The following is a 14,347-nucleotide window of genomic DNA, read 5'->3' as shown; positions in this document are numbered from 1 at the left end:
GCGGCGCCCGATCCCGGGCGCCGCCACCGGCTTTTCCGCGTCCGCGAACGGGAGTTGAGGCCCCCTTGACTTGACCATGAACTGTCACGATTCTGACGCTTGTTCGCTTCTGCGGCATCACGCCACAACCGTGGCAGACAACTGCAAGGGGGGCTCATGCGTCGAAGAGCAGGAAGAGCGGGACGAAGAGCGAGATCGATCCTCGCTGTCGGAGCGCTTGTTCTGGGGGTGGGAGGCGCCGCACTGGCACCCGTCGCCTACGCGGACAACGGCCCGGCGAAGGACAGTCCCGGCGCGGACGCCGTCAAGGTGTTCCGCGCCGACGTGTCGAAGGAGCAGATACCGCTGCTCCTTCAGGCCGGCCAGGACGGCCACGAACTCGGCGAGCAGGCGCCCGACAAGGGCACTTCGAAGGTCGAGGTCTACCTCACCGACAAGCAGGCAGACGGCCTTCGTAAGAAGGGCGTCGAGCTCACCGAGCACAAGCTGACCGCCAAGGCCACGTCCCGCGTGAAGGCCGCGGGCGACGGCGTCTTCCGCCCGTACAGCGGCACGGGCGGCCTCCAGGAGGAGATCCTCCGCACCGGCCAGGAGCACCCCGACCTCACCAAGGTCGTCTCCATCGGCAAGACGCTCCAGGGTCAGGACATCCTCGCGCTCAAGCTCAGCAAGGGCGCCAAGAAGGTCAAGGACGGCGCGAAGCCGTCCGTGCTCTACATGTCGAACCAGCACGCGCGCGAGTGGATCACCCCGGAGATGACCCGCCGCCTGATGCACCACTACGTGGACAACTACTCCAAGGACGCGCGCATCAAGAAGCTCGTCGACTCCACGGAGATGTGGTTCGTCCTCTCCGCCAACCCCGACGGCTACGACTGGACGTTCAAGGACGCCGCCAACCGCCAGTGGCGCAAGAACATGCGCGACAACAACGGCGACGGCAAGTACACCACCGGCGACGGCGTCGACCTCAACCGCAACTTCGCCTACAAGTGGGGCTACGACGACGAGGGTTCGTCCCCCGAGCCCGCCAACCAGACCTACCGTGGCGCGAGCCCGAACTCCGAGCCGGAGACCAAGGCCGTCGACGCCTTCGAGAAGCGCGTCGGCTTCGACTACGCCATCAACTACCACTCGGCCGCCGAACTGCTGCTCTACGGAGTGGGCTGGCAGGTCGCCACACCGACCCCGGACGACGTGCTCTACAAGGCGCTCGCCGGCACCCCGGAGAAGTCCGCGATCCCCGGCTACCACCCGCAGGTCTCCTCGGAGCTGTACACGACGAACGGCGAGGCCGACGGGCACGCGGGCAACGTCAACGGCGTCTCGATGTTCACGCCGGAGATGAGCACCTGCCAGACCGCGTCGAACGTCGACCCCAATGACGCGTGGAACGCCGCCGACTGCGCGTCGGTCTTCACGTTCCCGGACGACGAGAAGCTCATCCAGGCCGAGTTCCAGAAGAACATCCCCTTCGCGATGTCGGTCGCCGAGACCGCCTCGCACCCGGACCAGCCGTCGTCCTCGGTCGGCATGGAGGCGCCCGACTTCACCCCGGCGAAGTTCACGACTTCGTACGCCCGCGGTGGCGACCAGGAAGTCTCCGTGACCGCGCGGAAGTCCGTGTCCGACAAGGAGCTGAACTACCGCGTCAATGGCGGCCGTTCGCACGATGAGAAATTGCGCGCCTGGAAGGGCGGCGAGACCTACGGCGGCGAAGACAATCTGCACTTCGACGCCTATAGGGCGGAGGTCGAGGACGCCGATGTCGGCGACAAGGTAGAGGTGTGGTTCACGGGACGGACGAAATCCGGAAAGCGCACAAGTAGCGAGCACTTCACCTACAGCGTCGCCGCACGCGACAAGGGCGACACTCTTGTCGTCGCGGAGAACGACGCCGCAGGTGTGCAATCGGCCGCCTACGTAGCCGCGCTCAAGGCTGCGGGCCACTCCGCGGCCGTCTGGAACGTCGCGAAGCAGGGCGCTCCCGACCCCCTCGCCGTCCTCGGCCACTTCAAGGCGGTCGTCCACTACACGAGCGCCGACCGTCCGGCCCTCGCCACTCAACTCGCCATACGCGACTACCTGAACGAGGGCGGCAAGCTCGTCGAGGCCGGCGAGAAGGCGGGCGGCTCCGTCGACATCGGCGACACCACGACGAACGACTTCAGCCAGTACTACCTGGGCGCCTACTCGCGTACGGCCGCCCCTGTGGCGACCCGATTCGACGGCTCCGGCGCCCTCGAAGGCATCGCCGCGTCCCTCGGCGACGCCCCCGGCAACCCGCTGAACGGCGCGGGCCTGTACGAGGCGACCTCCGCGACCCTGCCGAAGTTCAAGAGTGCGGGAGCCGGCCAGTACGAGGGTGCGGGCATGGCGGCCGCCGTCCACACGGACGACGCGTACAAGCGTCTGACCCGCACCGTCGACCTCACCGGGGTCACCGCGGCCCAGCAGCCGTCCCTGCGGATGCAACTCCTGTGGGACACCGAACCGGGCTACGACCACGTGCTCCTGGAGGCGCACACGACCGGTGCGGAGGACTGGACGACCCTGCCGGACAAGGACGGTCTGACCTCGAACAAGGTGCCCACCGAGTGCGAGGCCGGCTTTTTCCTGGAGGACCACCCGGCGCTCACCCGCTACCTGACACCGGGCGGCGCCGCCTGCGGCAACACCGGTACCTCCGGGCAGTGGAACAGCCTCACCGGCTCCTCGGACGACTGGAAGACGGTCACGTACGACCTGAGCGCCTACGCCGGCAAGTCCGTCGAGGTGTCCCTGAGTTACGTGAGTGACCCCGGCACCGGCGGCGAGGGCGTGCGCGCCGACAACGCTTCCGTCGTCATCGGGGGACAGGCCACCGACACCGAGGGCTTCGAGACGTCCCTGGGCGTCTGGAGCGTCCCCGGACCACCCGCGGGCAGCCCGCCCGCCGTGAAGGACTGGGCGCTCGCCAAGGACCTGTTCACGACCTACGGGGCGATCAGCACGCCGGACACCGTGCTCCTCGGATTCGGTCTGGAACACGTCACCGCGACAGCCGACAGAAATGCGCTCATCAGAAAGGCCCTGCGCTCAATTAGCGACTGATCGGGGTCTGAATTACCCCCGAAATACACGGCGACCCGTACGTTACTCACGAGTACGGGTCGCTGTGTCCTGCATGGAGTCGCTCGATGTCACCCCGAGCGCTTATGGGAGGTAGGGTCGGAGGCGGTCGGGGACATCCCAAATAAATCTCGCCGGCGTCGATACTCCGGCGTACCAACGAGGAGATCGGTTCGTGACGATCCGCGTAGGCATCAACGGCTTTGGCCGCATCGGTCGCAATTATTTCCGCGCCCTTCTTGACCAGGGTGCAGACATCGAGATCGTTGCTGTCAACGACCTGGGTGACACCGCGACCACCGCACACCTTCTGAAGTACGACACCATCCTGGGCCGCCTCAAGGCCGAGGTGTCGCACACCGAGGACACCATCACGGTCGACGGCCACACCATCAAGGTGCTGTCCGAGCGCAACCCCTCCGACATCCCGTGGGGCCAGCTCGGTGTCGACATCGTGATCGAGTCCACGGGCATCTTCACGAAGAAGGCCGACGCCGAGAAGCACATCGCCGGCGGCGCCAAGAAGGTCCTCATCTCGGCTCCGGCCAAGGACGAGGACATCACCATCGTGATGGGCGTCAACCAGGACCAGTACGACCCGGCGAACCACCACGTCATCTCGAACGCGTCGTGCACCACCAACTGTGTGGCGCCGATGGCGAAGGTTCTCGACGAGAACTTCGGCATCAACCGTGGCCTGATGACGACGGTTCACGCGTACACGAACGACCAGCGGATCCTGGACTTCCCGCACAGCGACCTGCGTCGCGCGCGTGCCGCCGCGGAGAACATCATTCCGACCACGACGGGCGCCGCCAAGGCCACCGCTCTGGTCCTGCCGCAGCTCAAGGGCAAGCTCGACGGCATCGCGATGCGCGTCCCGGTCCCGACCGGCTCGGCCACCGACCTGGTCGTGGAGCTGCAGCGCGAGACCACCAAGGAAGAGGTCAACGCCGCGTTCAAGAAGGCCGCGGACGGCGAGCTCAAGGGCATCCTGTACTACACCGAGGACCCGATCGTGTCCTCGGACATCGTCGGCGAGCCGGCCTCCTGCACCTTCGACTCCTCCCTGACCATGGTCCAGGAGGGCAACTCGGTGAAGATCCTCGGCTGGTACGACAACGAGTGGGGCTACTCCAACCGTCTCGTCGACCTCACGGTCTTCGTCGGCGGCCAGCTCTGAACCTCTAAGGTTCTGGAGCAGCAAGGCACTCAGATGTGAGCGAAGGGTCCGGACCCGCGCGATGCCGCGCGACAGTCCGGACCCTTCGCGCGTCAGCCGCCACGGTTCAGCCTTCGAGGCTCGCCCTCTCAAGAACGTGCACGACCAGCCCTCTCAAGGAGCCCATCCATGAAGACGATTGAGGAACTTCTCGCCGAAGGGGTCGACGGGAAGCGGGTGTTCGTCCGCGCCGACCTCAACGTGCCGCTGGCCGACGGCCTCATCACCGACGACGGCCGCATCCGCGCCGTCCTGCCCACCATCAAGGCCCTGGCCGACGCGGGCGCCAAGGTGATCGTCGCCTCCCACCTGGGCCGTCCGAAGGGCGCCCCGGACCCGCAGTTCTCCCTGCTGCCCGCCGCCGAGCGCCTCGGCGAACTGCTCGGCAAGCCGGTCGCCTTCGCCCAGGACACGGTCGGCCCCGCGGCCAACGAGGCCGTGGACGGCCTGGAGCCCGGCCAGGTCGCCGTCATCGAGAACCTGCGCTTCAACGCCGGCGAGACGAGCAAGGACGACGCAGAGCGCGGCGACTTCGCCGAGCAGCTCGCGAACCTTGCCGACGTCTACGTAGGCGACGGTTTCGGCGCCGTGCACCGCAAGCACGCCTCCGTGTACGACCTGCCGAAGCGGCTTCCGCACTACGCCGGGTTCCTCATCGCCACCGAGGTCGGCGTCCTCAAGAAGCTCACCGACGACGTCAAGCGCCCCTACGTGGTCGCGCTCGGCGGCGCCAAGGTCTCCGACAAGCTGGCCGTCATCGACCAGCTGCTCGGCAAGGCCGACCGCCTCCTCATCGGCGGCGGCATGGCGTACACCTTCCTCAAGGCCAAGGGCTACGAGGTCGGCATCTCGCTCCTCCAGGAGGACCAGCTCCCGACCGTCACCGAGTACATGGAGCGCGCCGAGAAGAACGGCGTGGAGCTCGTGCTCCCGGTCGACGTCCTGGTCTCGGGCGAGTTCCCGGACCTCAAGACCAAGGCCCCGGCCAACCCCACCACCGTCGCCGCGGACGCCATCCCGGCCGACCAGGAGGGCCTGGACATCGGCCCCGAGACCCGCAAGCTGTACGCCTCGAAGCTCGTCGACGCCGAGACCGTGTTCTGGAACGGCCCGATGGGCGTCTTCGAGCACCCCGACTACGCCGAGGGCACCAAGGCGGTCGCCCAGGCCCTCATCGACGCTCCCGGCTTCACCGTGGTGGGTGGCGGAGACTCCGCCGCGGCGGTCCGTACGCTGGGCTTCGACGAGAAGGCATTCGGCCACATCTCGACCGGCGGTGGCGCCTCCCTCGAGTACCTCGAGGGCAAGACGCTGCCCGGTCTCGCCGCACTGGAGGACTGACCCCGCATGACTGCTCCCGTACAGGGCCGCACGCCGCTGATGGCGGGCAACTGGAAGATGAACCTCAACCACCTCGAGGCCATCGCGCACGTCCAGAAGCTCGCCTTCGCTCTCGCGGACAAGGACTACGACTCCGTCGAGGTCGCCGTCCTTCCGCCGTTCACCGACCTGCGCTCCGTGCAGACGCTGGTCGACGGCGACAAGCTCAAGATCAAGTACGGCGCCCAGGACCTCTCGGCGCACGACTCCGGCGCGTACACCGGTGAGATCTCCGGCCCGATGCTCGCCAAGCTCAAGTGCACCTTCGTGGCGATCGGCCACTCGGAGCGCCGGCAATACCACGACGAGACCGACGAGATCGTCAACGGCAAGGTGAAGGCCGCGTACAAGCACGGCCTGACGCCGATCCTGTGCGTCGGTGAGGAGCTGGACGTCCGCGAGGCGGGCAACCACGTCTCCCACACGCTCGGCCAGGTCGAGGGCGGCCTCAAGGACCTGCCCGCCGAGCAGGCCGAGACCATCGTCATCGCGTACGAGCCCGTGTGGGCCATCGGCACCGGCAAGGTGTGCGGCGCCGACGACGCGCAGGAGGTCTGCGCGGCGATCCGCGGCAAGCTCGCCGAGCTGTACTCGCAGGACGTCGCCGACAAGGTCCGCATCCAGTACGGCGGCTCGGTGAAGTCCGGCAACGTCGCGGAGATCATGTCCAAGCCCGACATCGACGGCGCGCTGATCGGCGGCGCCTCGCTGGACGCCGACGAGTTCGTCAAGATCGTTCGCTTCCACGAGCAGTGACACGAGCAGCGAGTAGGCGCTAGCCGCCATACGTCGTACCCTGGCGGGGCCGTAGCTCTATACCGAGCTTCGGCCCCGTCGTCCGAAAAGTTCCGAGGAAGTTGGTCCAGCCGTGGTTATGGGGTTCTCGATCGCCCTGATCGTCTTCAGCCTGCTGCTGATGCTCCTGGTGCTCATGCACAAGGGAAAGGGTGGCGGCCTCTCCGACATGTTCGGTGGCGGCATGCAGTCCTCGGTCGGTGGCTCCTCGGTCGCCGAGCGGAACCTCGACCGGATCACGATCGTGATCGGTCTCCTGTGGTTCGCGTGCATCGTGGTGCTCGGCATTCTGATGAAGATCAACAGGTAATTTTTGGGCCCCGGTCCTTCGGGCCGGCCCGTCACAACCGCATATCTCCCACGTAAAGCCCCATGTTCGGTACGCGCTCAACAACGCGGCCTATCATGGGGCTTGCGTCTGGGGAGCGATGTAACTCCAAGCACTGGACGCGCGTTGGGCCTTACGTAGACTGAGGCGCTCCGCGGCGAAGCGCGAACGCCGACACGCTTCGCGGCACCATCACGCAGGGAGTTACGACCGTGGCAAGTGGCAACGCGATCCGAGGAAGTCGGGTCGGGGCGGGGCCGATGGGCGAGGCCGAGCGCGGCGAGTCCGCGCCGCGCCTGCGCATCTCCTTCTGGTGCTCGAACGGGCACGAGACGCAGCCGAGCTTCGCCTCCGACGCGCAGGTGCCGGAGACCTGGGACTGTCCGCGCTGCGGCTTCCCTGCCGGGCAGGACCGGGACAGCCCGCCGGCCCCGCCGCGTACGGAGCCGTACAAGACGCATCTGGCCTACGTGCGCGAGCGGCGCAGCGATGCGGACGGCGAGGCCATCCTCGCCGAGGCGCTCGCGAAACTGCGGGGCGAGATCTGACCGGCCGAAAAGGGCCGGGCACTTGAGAAGGTGCCCGGCCCTTTCTCGTACCTCTTTCGTGTGGCCGCGGAAAGGCCCGATTCACCCTGATCAATTAGGTTGGACGGGAGCAGCGGGGCACCGTACGTACGCAGGTACGAGAGAAGGCTGAAGTTCGAGATGAACGCGTCCGACAAGCAGACAGCACTCACCCAGACGCCCGAATGGCAGGCGCTCGTCAAGCACCGGGAGCAGCTGGGAGACGTACAGCTGCGGGAGTTGTTCGAGGCCGATCCCGCGCGCGGGTCCGACTGGACGCTGCGGGTCGGTGACCTGCACGTCGACTACTCCAAGCACCTGGTCGCCGACGAGACGCTGCGGCTGCTGCGCGAGCTGGCCGCCGCGACCGATGTGTTCGGCCTGCGTGACGCCATGTTCCGCGGCGACAAGATCAATACGACCGAGGACCGCGCCGTCCTGCACACCGCGCTGCGCGCCCCGCGGGACGCCGTGATCGAGGTCGACGGCGAGAACGTGGTGCCGGGCGTGCACGCCGTGCTCGACAAGATGGCAGCCTTCGCCGACCGCGTCAGGTCGGGGGAGTGGACCGGGCACACCGGCAAGCGGATCAGGAACGTCGTCAACATCGGCATCGGCGGCTCCGACCTCGGGCCCGCGATGGCGTACGAGGTGCTGCGCTCCTTCGCCGACCGCGACCTCACCGTCCGCTTCGTGTCGAACGTCGACGGGGCCGATCTGCACGAGGCCGTACGGGACCTGGACCCGGCCGAGACACTGTTCGTCATCGCCTCGAAGACCTTCACCACCATCGAGACGATCACCAACGCGACGTCCGCGCGCGACTGGCTGCTCACCGAGCTGAGGGCCAGTCAGGAAGCCGTCGCCAAGCACTTCGTGGCGCTTTCGACGAACGCCGAGAAGGTGTCGGAGTTCGGCATCGACACGGACAACATGTTCGAGTTCTGGGACTGGGTCGGCGGACGTTATTCGTATGACTCCGCGATCGGCCTGGCGCTGATGATCGCGATCGGTCCCGACCGCTTCCGCGAGATGCTCGACGGATTCCACCTCGTCGACGAGCACTTCCGCACGGCGCCCGCCGAGTCCAACGTCCCTCTGCTGATGGGCCTGTTGGGCATCTGGTACGGCAACTTCCACGACGCCCAGTCGCACGCCGTGCTGCCGTACTCGCACTACCTCTCCAAGTTCACGGCGTACCTCCAGCAGCTCGACATGGAGTCGAACGGCAAGTACGTGCAGAGGAACGGCGAGGAGGTCGGCTGGCAGACCGGCCCCGTGGTGTGGGGCACGCCGGGCACGAACGGACAGCACGCCTACTACCAACTCATCCACCAGGGAACGAAGTTGATCCCGGCGGACTTCATCGGCTTCGCCGAGCCCGTCGCCGATCTGCTGCCGGGGCTCGTCGCCCAGCACGACCTCCTCATGGCCAACTTCTTCGCGCAGACCCAGGCGCTCGCGTTCGGCAAGACGCCCGACGAGGTGCGCGCCGAGGGGGTGCCCGAGGAGCTGGTGCCGCACAAGACGTTCAAGGGCAATCACCCGACGACCACGATCCTCGCGAAGGACCTCACGCCGTCCGTGCTCGGGCAGTTGGTCGCCCTCTACGAGCACAAGGTGTTCGTGCAGGGCGCCGTCTGGAACATCGACTCCTTCGACCAGTGGGGCGTCGAACTCGGCAAGGTGCTCGCCAAGCGCGTCGAACCGGCGCTCACCGAGGGCGAGGACGTACCGGGTCTCGACACGTCGACGCAGGCGCTCGTAGCGAAGTACCGGGAGCTGCGAGGACGTTAAGCATTATTGGGGTGCGCAAAGTCCTTCCGGCGGGTGAGACTGCCCGTCCGTGACCCTGCCGGGAGGCACCCTGTGGATCAGCTCATGTCGGCGCTCGCCGACCCCGAACGACTCAGGCTTTACGCGCGCATCGTCCTCGACGACCTGCCGCCGCGCGAGGCCGACTCCCCGGTGGCCCGCAAGCACCTCGGCAAGCTGATCGGCGCCGGCCTCGTCGAGCGCCTCGACGACGGCTCGTTGCGGGCGGGACCCGAGGTCTTCCGCCGCCACCGGACCCCTGAGCCCACCACGGGCGTTCCGCGTCACCTCACGGGATTCTTCTCCCGGGGCAGGCTGACGGCCATACCGGTACGGCCCGCCGTCCGCCATGAACTCCTGGTGCACCTCACGGGCACCCTCTTCGACGCCGAGCGCACCTACAGCGAGCGCGAGGTCAACGAGGCGCTGCGTACGGTCCACGACGACACGGCGGCGCTGCGCCGCTACTGCGTCACGGACGGCCTCCTCGTACGGGAGAACGACGGTTCCGACTACCGGGTGCCGCAGTACGCGTAAGGCCCCACTTCTTAAAGAAGCGGGGCCTTCGACTACGTAAGCCGCTGTGACGAGCAGCCGCTGTTACGAGACGGCCGGCGGATACAGCTCCGGCGGCAGCTGCGACGCCGCGGCCGCGTCCAGGAGCCACAGCGTGCGCGAGCGGCCGTACGCCCCCGCGGCAGGGGCCTGGATCTCGCCCGCGCCGGACAGCGCGATCGCCGCGGCCTTCGCCTTGTCCTCGCCCGCGGCCAGCAGCCACACCTCGCGCGCGGCCCGGATCGCCGGGAGCGTGAGCGTGGTGCGGGTGGGCGGGGGCTTGGGGGCGCCGTGCACGCCGACGACCGTGCGCTCCGTCTCGCGGACCGCCGGAAGCTCGGGGAAGAGCGACGCGACGTGCGTGTCCGGGCCGACGCCGAGCATCAGGACGTCGAAGGTCGGCGCGGGGCCGTGGTCCTCGGGTCCCGCGGCGTTCGCGAGCTCGGCCGCGTACGCCTCGGCCGCGGCCTCCACCTCGAAGGGCCCGTCCGACGCGGGCATGGGGTGCACGCGCGCGGGGTCGAGCGGCACCGCGTCGAGCAGCGCCTCCTTCGCCTGCGTGTAGTTGCGCTCGGGGTCGCCGTCCGGCAGGAAGCGCTCGTCGCCCCACCACAGGTCGAGCCTGCCCCAGTCGATCGCGTCCCGGGCGGGCGCCGCCTTCAGCGCGGCCAGCAGGCCGTTGCCGTTGCGCCCGCCCGTCAGGACGACGGAGGCGGAGCCGCGGGCGGACTGGGCGTCGACGATCTTGGTGATCAGCCGGGCCGCGGCCGCCTGCGCCATCAGCTCCTTGTCGCGGTGGACGACGAGTTGGGGTGCTGCACTCACTTGTCTGCGCTCACTTCGTCGTTGCCTTCTTGGCCGGAGCCTTTTTGGCAGGGGCCTTCTTGGCCGGTGCCTTCTTCGCGGCCGCCTTCTGTGCGGGCGCCGCCGCCGGAGCGGCCGAGGCTGCCGACGACACCGACTCCGGCACCGTCTTCTGGTCCTCGGGCTCGCCCAGCCGGTCCACGCCGAACCGCAGCGCGGCCGCGTACGTGTCGTCCGGGTCGAGCCGGCGCAGCTCCTCCGCGATCAGCTCGGACGTCTCGCGGCGCTTGAGCGCGACCGCGCGGTCCGGCTGGCCCTGGATGGAGAGCGTGGCGAGGGTGCCGTCGGCCCGGTCGAGGACGATCGGGCCGCAGGTGGACTCCAGGCGTACGCCGGTGAGCCCGGGCCCCGCCGACAGGCTGCGCCGCACCGGGACGTCGAGCCGGTCCGCGAGCCACATCGCGAGCAGCTCGCAGCTCGGGTTGAACTCCTCGCCCTCGACCTCGACCGAGGTGACGTCGCAGGTCACCTGGTCGAGCGCGGCGGCCAGCATGGAGCGCCACGGCGTGATCCGGGTCCAGGACAGGTCCGTGTCGCCGGGAGCGTAGGACTCGGCCCTGGCCTCCAGCTCGTGAACCGGCTGCTCGGCCGCGTACGTGTCCGTGACGCGGCGCTGGGCCAGGGCGCCCAGCGGGTCGTTCGCGGGGTCCAGCGGCGCGTCCACGGGCCACCACACCACCGTCGGGGCGTCCGGCAGCAGCAGCGGCAGGACGACCGACTGGGCGTGGTTGATGACCTCGCCGTACAGGCGCAGGACGACGGTCTCGCCGGTGCCCGCCTCGGCGCCCACGCGAACCTCGGCGTCGAGCCGGGACTTCGTACGGTCGCGAGGGGAGCGCGAGACGCGCTTGATGACCACGAGGGTGCGCGAGGGATGCTCGCGCGAGGCCTCGTTGGCGGCCTTCAGGGCGTCGTAGGCGTTCTCCTCGTCGGTGACGATGACGAGGGTCAGCACCATGCCGACGGCGGGGGTGCCGATCGCCCGGCGCCCCTTCACGAGGGCCTTGTTGATCTTGCTGGACGTGGTGTCCGTCAGGTCGATCTTCATGGGCGCCGCCAGCTCCGTCCGTCTCGTGCGAGCATTTCGTCCGCCTCGGCGGGCCCCCACGTGCCGGACGGGTACTGCGCGGGCTTGCCGTGCTTGTCCCAGTAGCCCTCGATCGGGTCGAGGATGTTCCAGGACAGCTCGACCTCCTCCGTGCGCGGGAAGAGGTTGGCGTCGCCCAACAGGACGTCCAGGATGAGCCGTTCGTACGCCTCGGGGCTCGACTCGGTGAAGGACTCGCCGTAGGCGAAGTCCATCGAGACGTCCCGGATCTCCATCGACGTGCCTGGCACCTTCGAGCCGAAGCGGACCGTGATGCCCTCGTCCGGCTGGACGCGGATCACGATCGCGTTCTGCCCCAGCTCCTCCGTCGCCGTGTGGTCGAAGGGGGAGTGCGGCGCCCGCTGGAAGACGACGGCGATCTCGGTGACGCGACGCCCAAGACGCTTACCGGTCCGCAGGTAGAAGGGCACGCCCGCCCAACGGCGGTTGTCCACCTCCAACTTGACGGCCGCGTACGTGTCGGTCTTCGACTTCGGGTCGATGCCGTCTTCCTGGAGGTAGCCGACGGCCTTCTCGCCGCCCTGCCACCCGGCCGCGTACTGCGCGAACACCGTGTCCTTGCCGATGTCCTTCGGCAGCTTCACGGCGCCCAGCACTTTGGCCTTCTCGGCGACGAGTGCGTCCGCGTCGAAGGAGGCGGGCTCCTCCATGGCGGTCAGCGCCATCAGCTGGAGCAGGTGGTTCTGGATGACGTCACGGGCGGCGCCGATGCCGTCGTAGTAGCCGGCGCGGCCGCCGATGCCGATGTCCTCGGCCATCGTGATCTGGATGTGGTCGACGTACGACCGGTTCCAGATCGGCTCGAACATCTGGTTGGCGAAGCGCAGCGCCAGGATGTTCTGGACGGTCTCCTTGCCGAGGTAGTGGTCGATCCGGAACACCTGGTCCGGGTCGAACACCTCGTGCACGATCGCGTTGAGGTCCTGGGCGGAGGCGAGATCGTGGCCGAAGGGCTTCTCGATGACGGCGCGCCGCCAGGAGCCCTCGGGCGCGTCCGCGAGGCCGTGCTTCTTCAGCTGCTGGACCACGTTCGGGAAGAACTTGGGGGGCACGGAGAGATAGAACGCGAAGTTGCCGCCCGTGCCCTGCGACTTGTCCAGGTCGTTGATGGTCGACTTGAGGTTCTCGAACGCGTCGTCGTCGTCGAAGTTGCCCTGGACGAAGCGCATCCCCTGGATGAGCTGCTGCCAGACCTCCTCGCGAAACGGCGTGCGCGCGTGCTGCTTGACCGCGTCGTGCACTTCCTGCGCGAAGTCCTCGTCCTGCCACTCGCGACGGGCGAACCCGATGAGCGAGAAGCCGGGCGGGAGGAGACCCCGGTTCGCCAGGTCGTAAACAGCGGGCATCAGCTTCTTACGTGACAAATCGCCCGTAACGCCGAAAATCACCAGGCCCGACGGCCCCGCGATGCGCGGGAGCCGTCGGTCGGCGGCGTCACGGAGCGGATTGTTGTTCGCTCCGTGTGCGGTCAAGGGATCAGCCCTCCGAGGGGGCGAGGCGCTTGAGCTCCGCCTCGGTCGACTTCAGCAGGTCGTTCCAGGCCGCCTCGAACTTCTCGACGCCCTCGTCCTCCAGGAGCTGCACGACCTCGTCGTACGAGATCCCCAGCTTCTCGACGGCCTCGATCTCCTTGCGGGACTGGTCGTACGTGCCCGCGATCGTGTTGCCGGTGATCTGGCCGTGGTCGGCCGTCGCCTCCAGGGTGGCCTCCGGCATGGTGTTCACCGTGCCGGGAGCGACCAGGTCGTCGACGTACAGGGTGTCCTTGTACGCCTTGTCCTTGACGCCGGTCGAGGCCCACAGCGGACGCTGCTTGTTGGCCTGCGCCTTGTCGAGCGCGGCCCAGCGGTCGCTGCCGAACACCTCTTCGTACGCCTCGTAGGCGAGCCGGGCGTTGGCGAGGGCGGCCTTGCCGCGCGCCGCCTTGGCGTCGTCCGTGCCGAGGGCGTCGATCCGCTTGTCGATCTCGGCGTCCACGCGGGACACGAAGAACGAGGCGACCGAGTGGATCGTCGACAGGTCCAGGCCCTTGGCCTTCGCCTTCTCCAGGCCGGCGAGGTAGGCGTCCATGACCTCGCGGTAGCGCTCGAGGGAGAAGATCAGCGTGACGTTGACGCTGATGCCGTTGCCGATCGTCTCGGTGATCGCGGGCAGGCCCGCCTTGGTCGCCGGGATCTTGATCAGCGTGTTCGGCCGGTCCACCAGCCACGCGAGCTGGCGGGCCTCGGCGACCGTCGCCTTGGTGTTGTGCGCCAGGCGCGGGTCGACCTCGATCGACACGCGGCCGTCCTGGCCGCCCGTCGCGTCGAAGACCGGGCGCAGGATGTCGGCGGCGTCACGGACGTCCGCCGTCGTGATCATGCGGATCGCCTCTTCGACGGTGACCTTGCGGGCGGCGAGGTCGGCGAGCTGCTGCTCGTAACCGTCACCGCTGGAGATCGCCTTCTGGAAGATCGACGGGTTGGTGGTGACGCCCACGACGTGCTGCTCGTCGATCAGTTCGGCGAGGTTGCCGGACGTGATCCGCTTGCGCGACAGGTCGTCCAGCCAGATCGCGACGCCTTCTTCGGAGAGGCGCTTGAGTGCGTCTGTCATGGAAATTG

12 protein-coding genes are annotated in these 14,347 nt (G+C 68.1%); 8 read left to right on the top strand and 4 right to left on the bottom strand.

The window, feature by feature from the left end:
- Positions 1-156 precede the first annotated feature (156 nt).
- The 8 genes from OHA73_RS12940 to OHA73_RS12905 all read left to right on the top strand — a co-directional run bounded on the left by OHA73_RS12940 (position 157) and on the right by OHA73_RS12905 (position 9,754).
- Positions 157-3,093, top strand: a complete 2,937-nt coding sequence (locus OHA73_RS12940) for a M14 family metallopeptidase (protein WP_266720865.1) — start codon at positions 157-159, stop codon at positions 3,091-3,093.
- 193 nt (positions 3,094-3,286) lie between these two features.
- On the top strand, positions 3,287-4,294 hold the full coding sequence (gene gap, locus OHA73_RS12935) for a type I glyceraldehyde-3-phosphate dehydrogenase (RefSeq protein WP_266720867.1): 1,008 nt from the start codon (positions 3,287-3,289) through the stop codon (positions 4,292-4,294).
- 168 nt (positions 4,295-4,462) lie between these two features.
- Positions 4,463-5,674, top strand: coding sequence for a phosphoglycerate kinase (locus tag OHA73_RS12930; protein ID WP_327655105.1), 1,212 nt, complete (start codon positions 4,463-4,465; stop codon positions 5,672-5,674).
- 39 nt (positions 5,675-5,713) lie between these two features.
- Entirely contained in the window at positions 5,714-6,469 is a 756-nt protein-coding gene (tpiA, locus tag OHA73_RS12925) for a triose-phosphate isomerase (RefSeq protein ID WP_266725552.1), read from the top strand.
- A gap of 118 nt (positions 6,470-6,587) precedes the next feature.
- Positions 6,588-6,818 carry a preprotein translocase subunit SecG gene (gene secG, locus OHA73_RS12920; protein ID WP_266720871.1) on the top strand — a complete coding sequence of 77 codons (231 nt, stop codon included), beginning with the start codon at positions 6,588-6,590 and terminating at the stop codon, positions 6,816-6,818.
- Between the two features lie 230 nt (positions 6,819-7,048).
- Positions 7,049-7,384 carry an RNA polymerase-binding protein RbpA gene (locus OHA73_RS12915; RefSeq protein WP_266720873.1) on the top strand — a complete coding sequence of 112 codons (336 nt, stop codon included), beginning with the start codon at positions 7,049-7,051 and terminating at the stop codon, positions 7,382-7,384.
- Between the two features lie 159 nt (positions 7,385-7,543).
- Complete coding sequence (gene pgi, locus OHA73_RS12910; protein WP_267070839.1) at positions 7,544-9,199, top strand: glucose-6-phosphate isomerase; 1,656 nt, start codon at positions 7,544-7,546, stop codon at positions 9,197-9,199.
- Between the two features lie 333 nt (positions 9,200-9,532).
- On the top strand, positions 9,533-9,754 hold the full coding sequence (locus tag OHA73_RS12905) for a DUF2087 domain-containing protein (protein WP_266725553.1): 222 nt from the start codon (positions 9,533-9,535) through the stop codon (positions 9,752-9,754).
- 63 nt (positions 9,755-9,817) lie between these two features.
- On the opposite strand, the gene pgl is transcribed toward OHA73_RS12905, so the two are convergent.
- Genes pgl through tal form a run of 4 tightly spaced genes read right to left on the bottom strand, consistent with a single transcriptional unit; the run spans position 9,818 to position 14,339 of the window.
- Complete coding sequence (pgl, locus tag OHA73_RS12900) at positions 9,818-10,597, bottom strand: 6-phosphogluconolactonase (RefSeq protein ID WP_327655104.1); 780 nt, start codon at positions 10,595-10,597, stop codon at positions 9,818-9,820.
- Positions 10,598-10,607: 10 nt separating this feature from the next.
- Positions 10,608-11,684 carry a glucose-6-phosphate dehydrogenase assembly protein OpcA gene (opcA, locus tag OHA73_RS12895; RefSeq protein WP_267070841.1) on the bottom strand — a complete coding sequence of 359 codons (1,077 nt, stop codon included), beginning with the start codon at positions 11,682-11,684 and terminating at the stop codon, positions 10,608-10,610.
- Positions 11,681-13,216 carry a glucose-6-phosphate dehydrogenase gene (gene zwf, locus OHA73_RS12890; protein WP_327655103.1) on the bottom strand — a complete coding sequence of 512 codons (1,536 nt, stop codon included), beginning with the start codon at positions 13,214-13,216 and terminating at the stop codon, positions 11,681-11,683. The genes opcA and zwf overlap by 4 nt, the downstream gene beginning before the upstream one ends.
- Positions 13,217-13,220: 4 nt before the next feature.
- The gene (tal, locus tag OHA73_RS12885; protein WP_267070842.1) at positions 13,221-14,339 is read right to left on the bottom strand and encodes a transaldolase; all 1,119 of its coding nucleotides are present in this window, start codon (positions 14,337-14,339) and stop codon (positions 13,221-13,223) included.
- Between the last annotated feature and the right edge of the window lie 8 nt (positions 14,340-14,347).

It is taken from the genome of Streptomyces sp. NBC_00483 (genome assembly GCF_036013745.1).
Taxonomy (GTDB): Bacteria; Actinomycetota; Actinomycetes; order Streptomycetales; family Streptomycetaceae; genus Streptomyces.
This window is presented reverse-complemented; position numbering and strand designations above follow the sequence as displayed.

Coding starts and splice junctions, on each gene's coding strand:
- opcA (WP_267070841.1), bottom strand. CDS start 11,684: ATGAAGATCGACCTGACGGACACCACGTCCAGCAAGATCAACAAGGCC.
- OHA73_RS12940 (WP_266720865.1), top strand. CDS start 157: ATGCGTCGAAGAGCAGGAAGAGCGGGACGAAGAGCGAGATCGATCCTC.
- pgi (WP_267070839.1), top strand. CDS start 7,544: ATGAACGCGTCCGACAAGCAGACAGCACTCACCCAGACGCCCGAATGG.
- tal (WP_267070842.1), bottom strand. CDS start 14,339: ATGACAGACGCACTCAAGCGCCTCTCCGAAGAAGGCGTCGCGATCTGG.
- tpiA (WP_266725552.1), top strand. CDS start 5,714: ATGGCGGGCAACTGGAAGATGAACCTCAACCACCTCGAGGCCATCGCG.
- secG (WP_266720871.1), top strand. CDS start 6,588: ATGGGGTTCTCGATCGCCCTGATCGTCTTCAGCCTGCTGCTGATGCTC.
- OHA73_RS12930 (WP_327655105.1), top strand. CDS start 4,463: ATGAAGACGATTGAGGAACTTCTCGCCGAAGGGGTCGACGGGAAGCGG.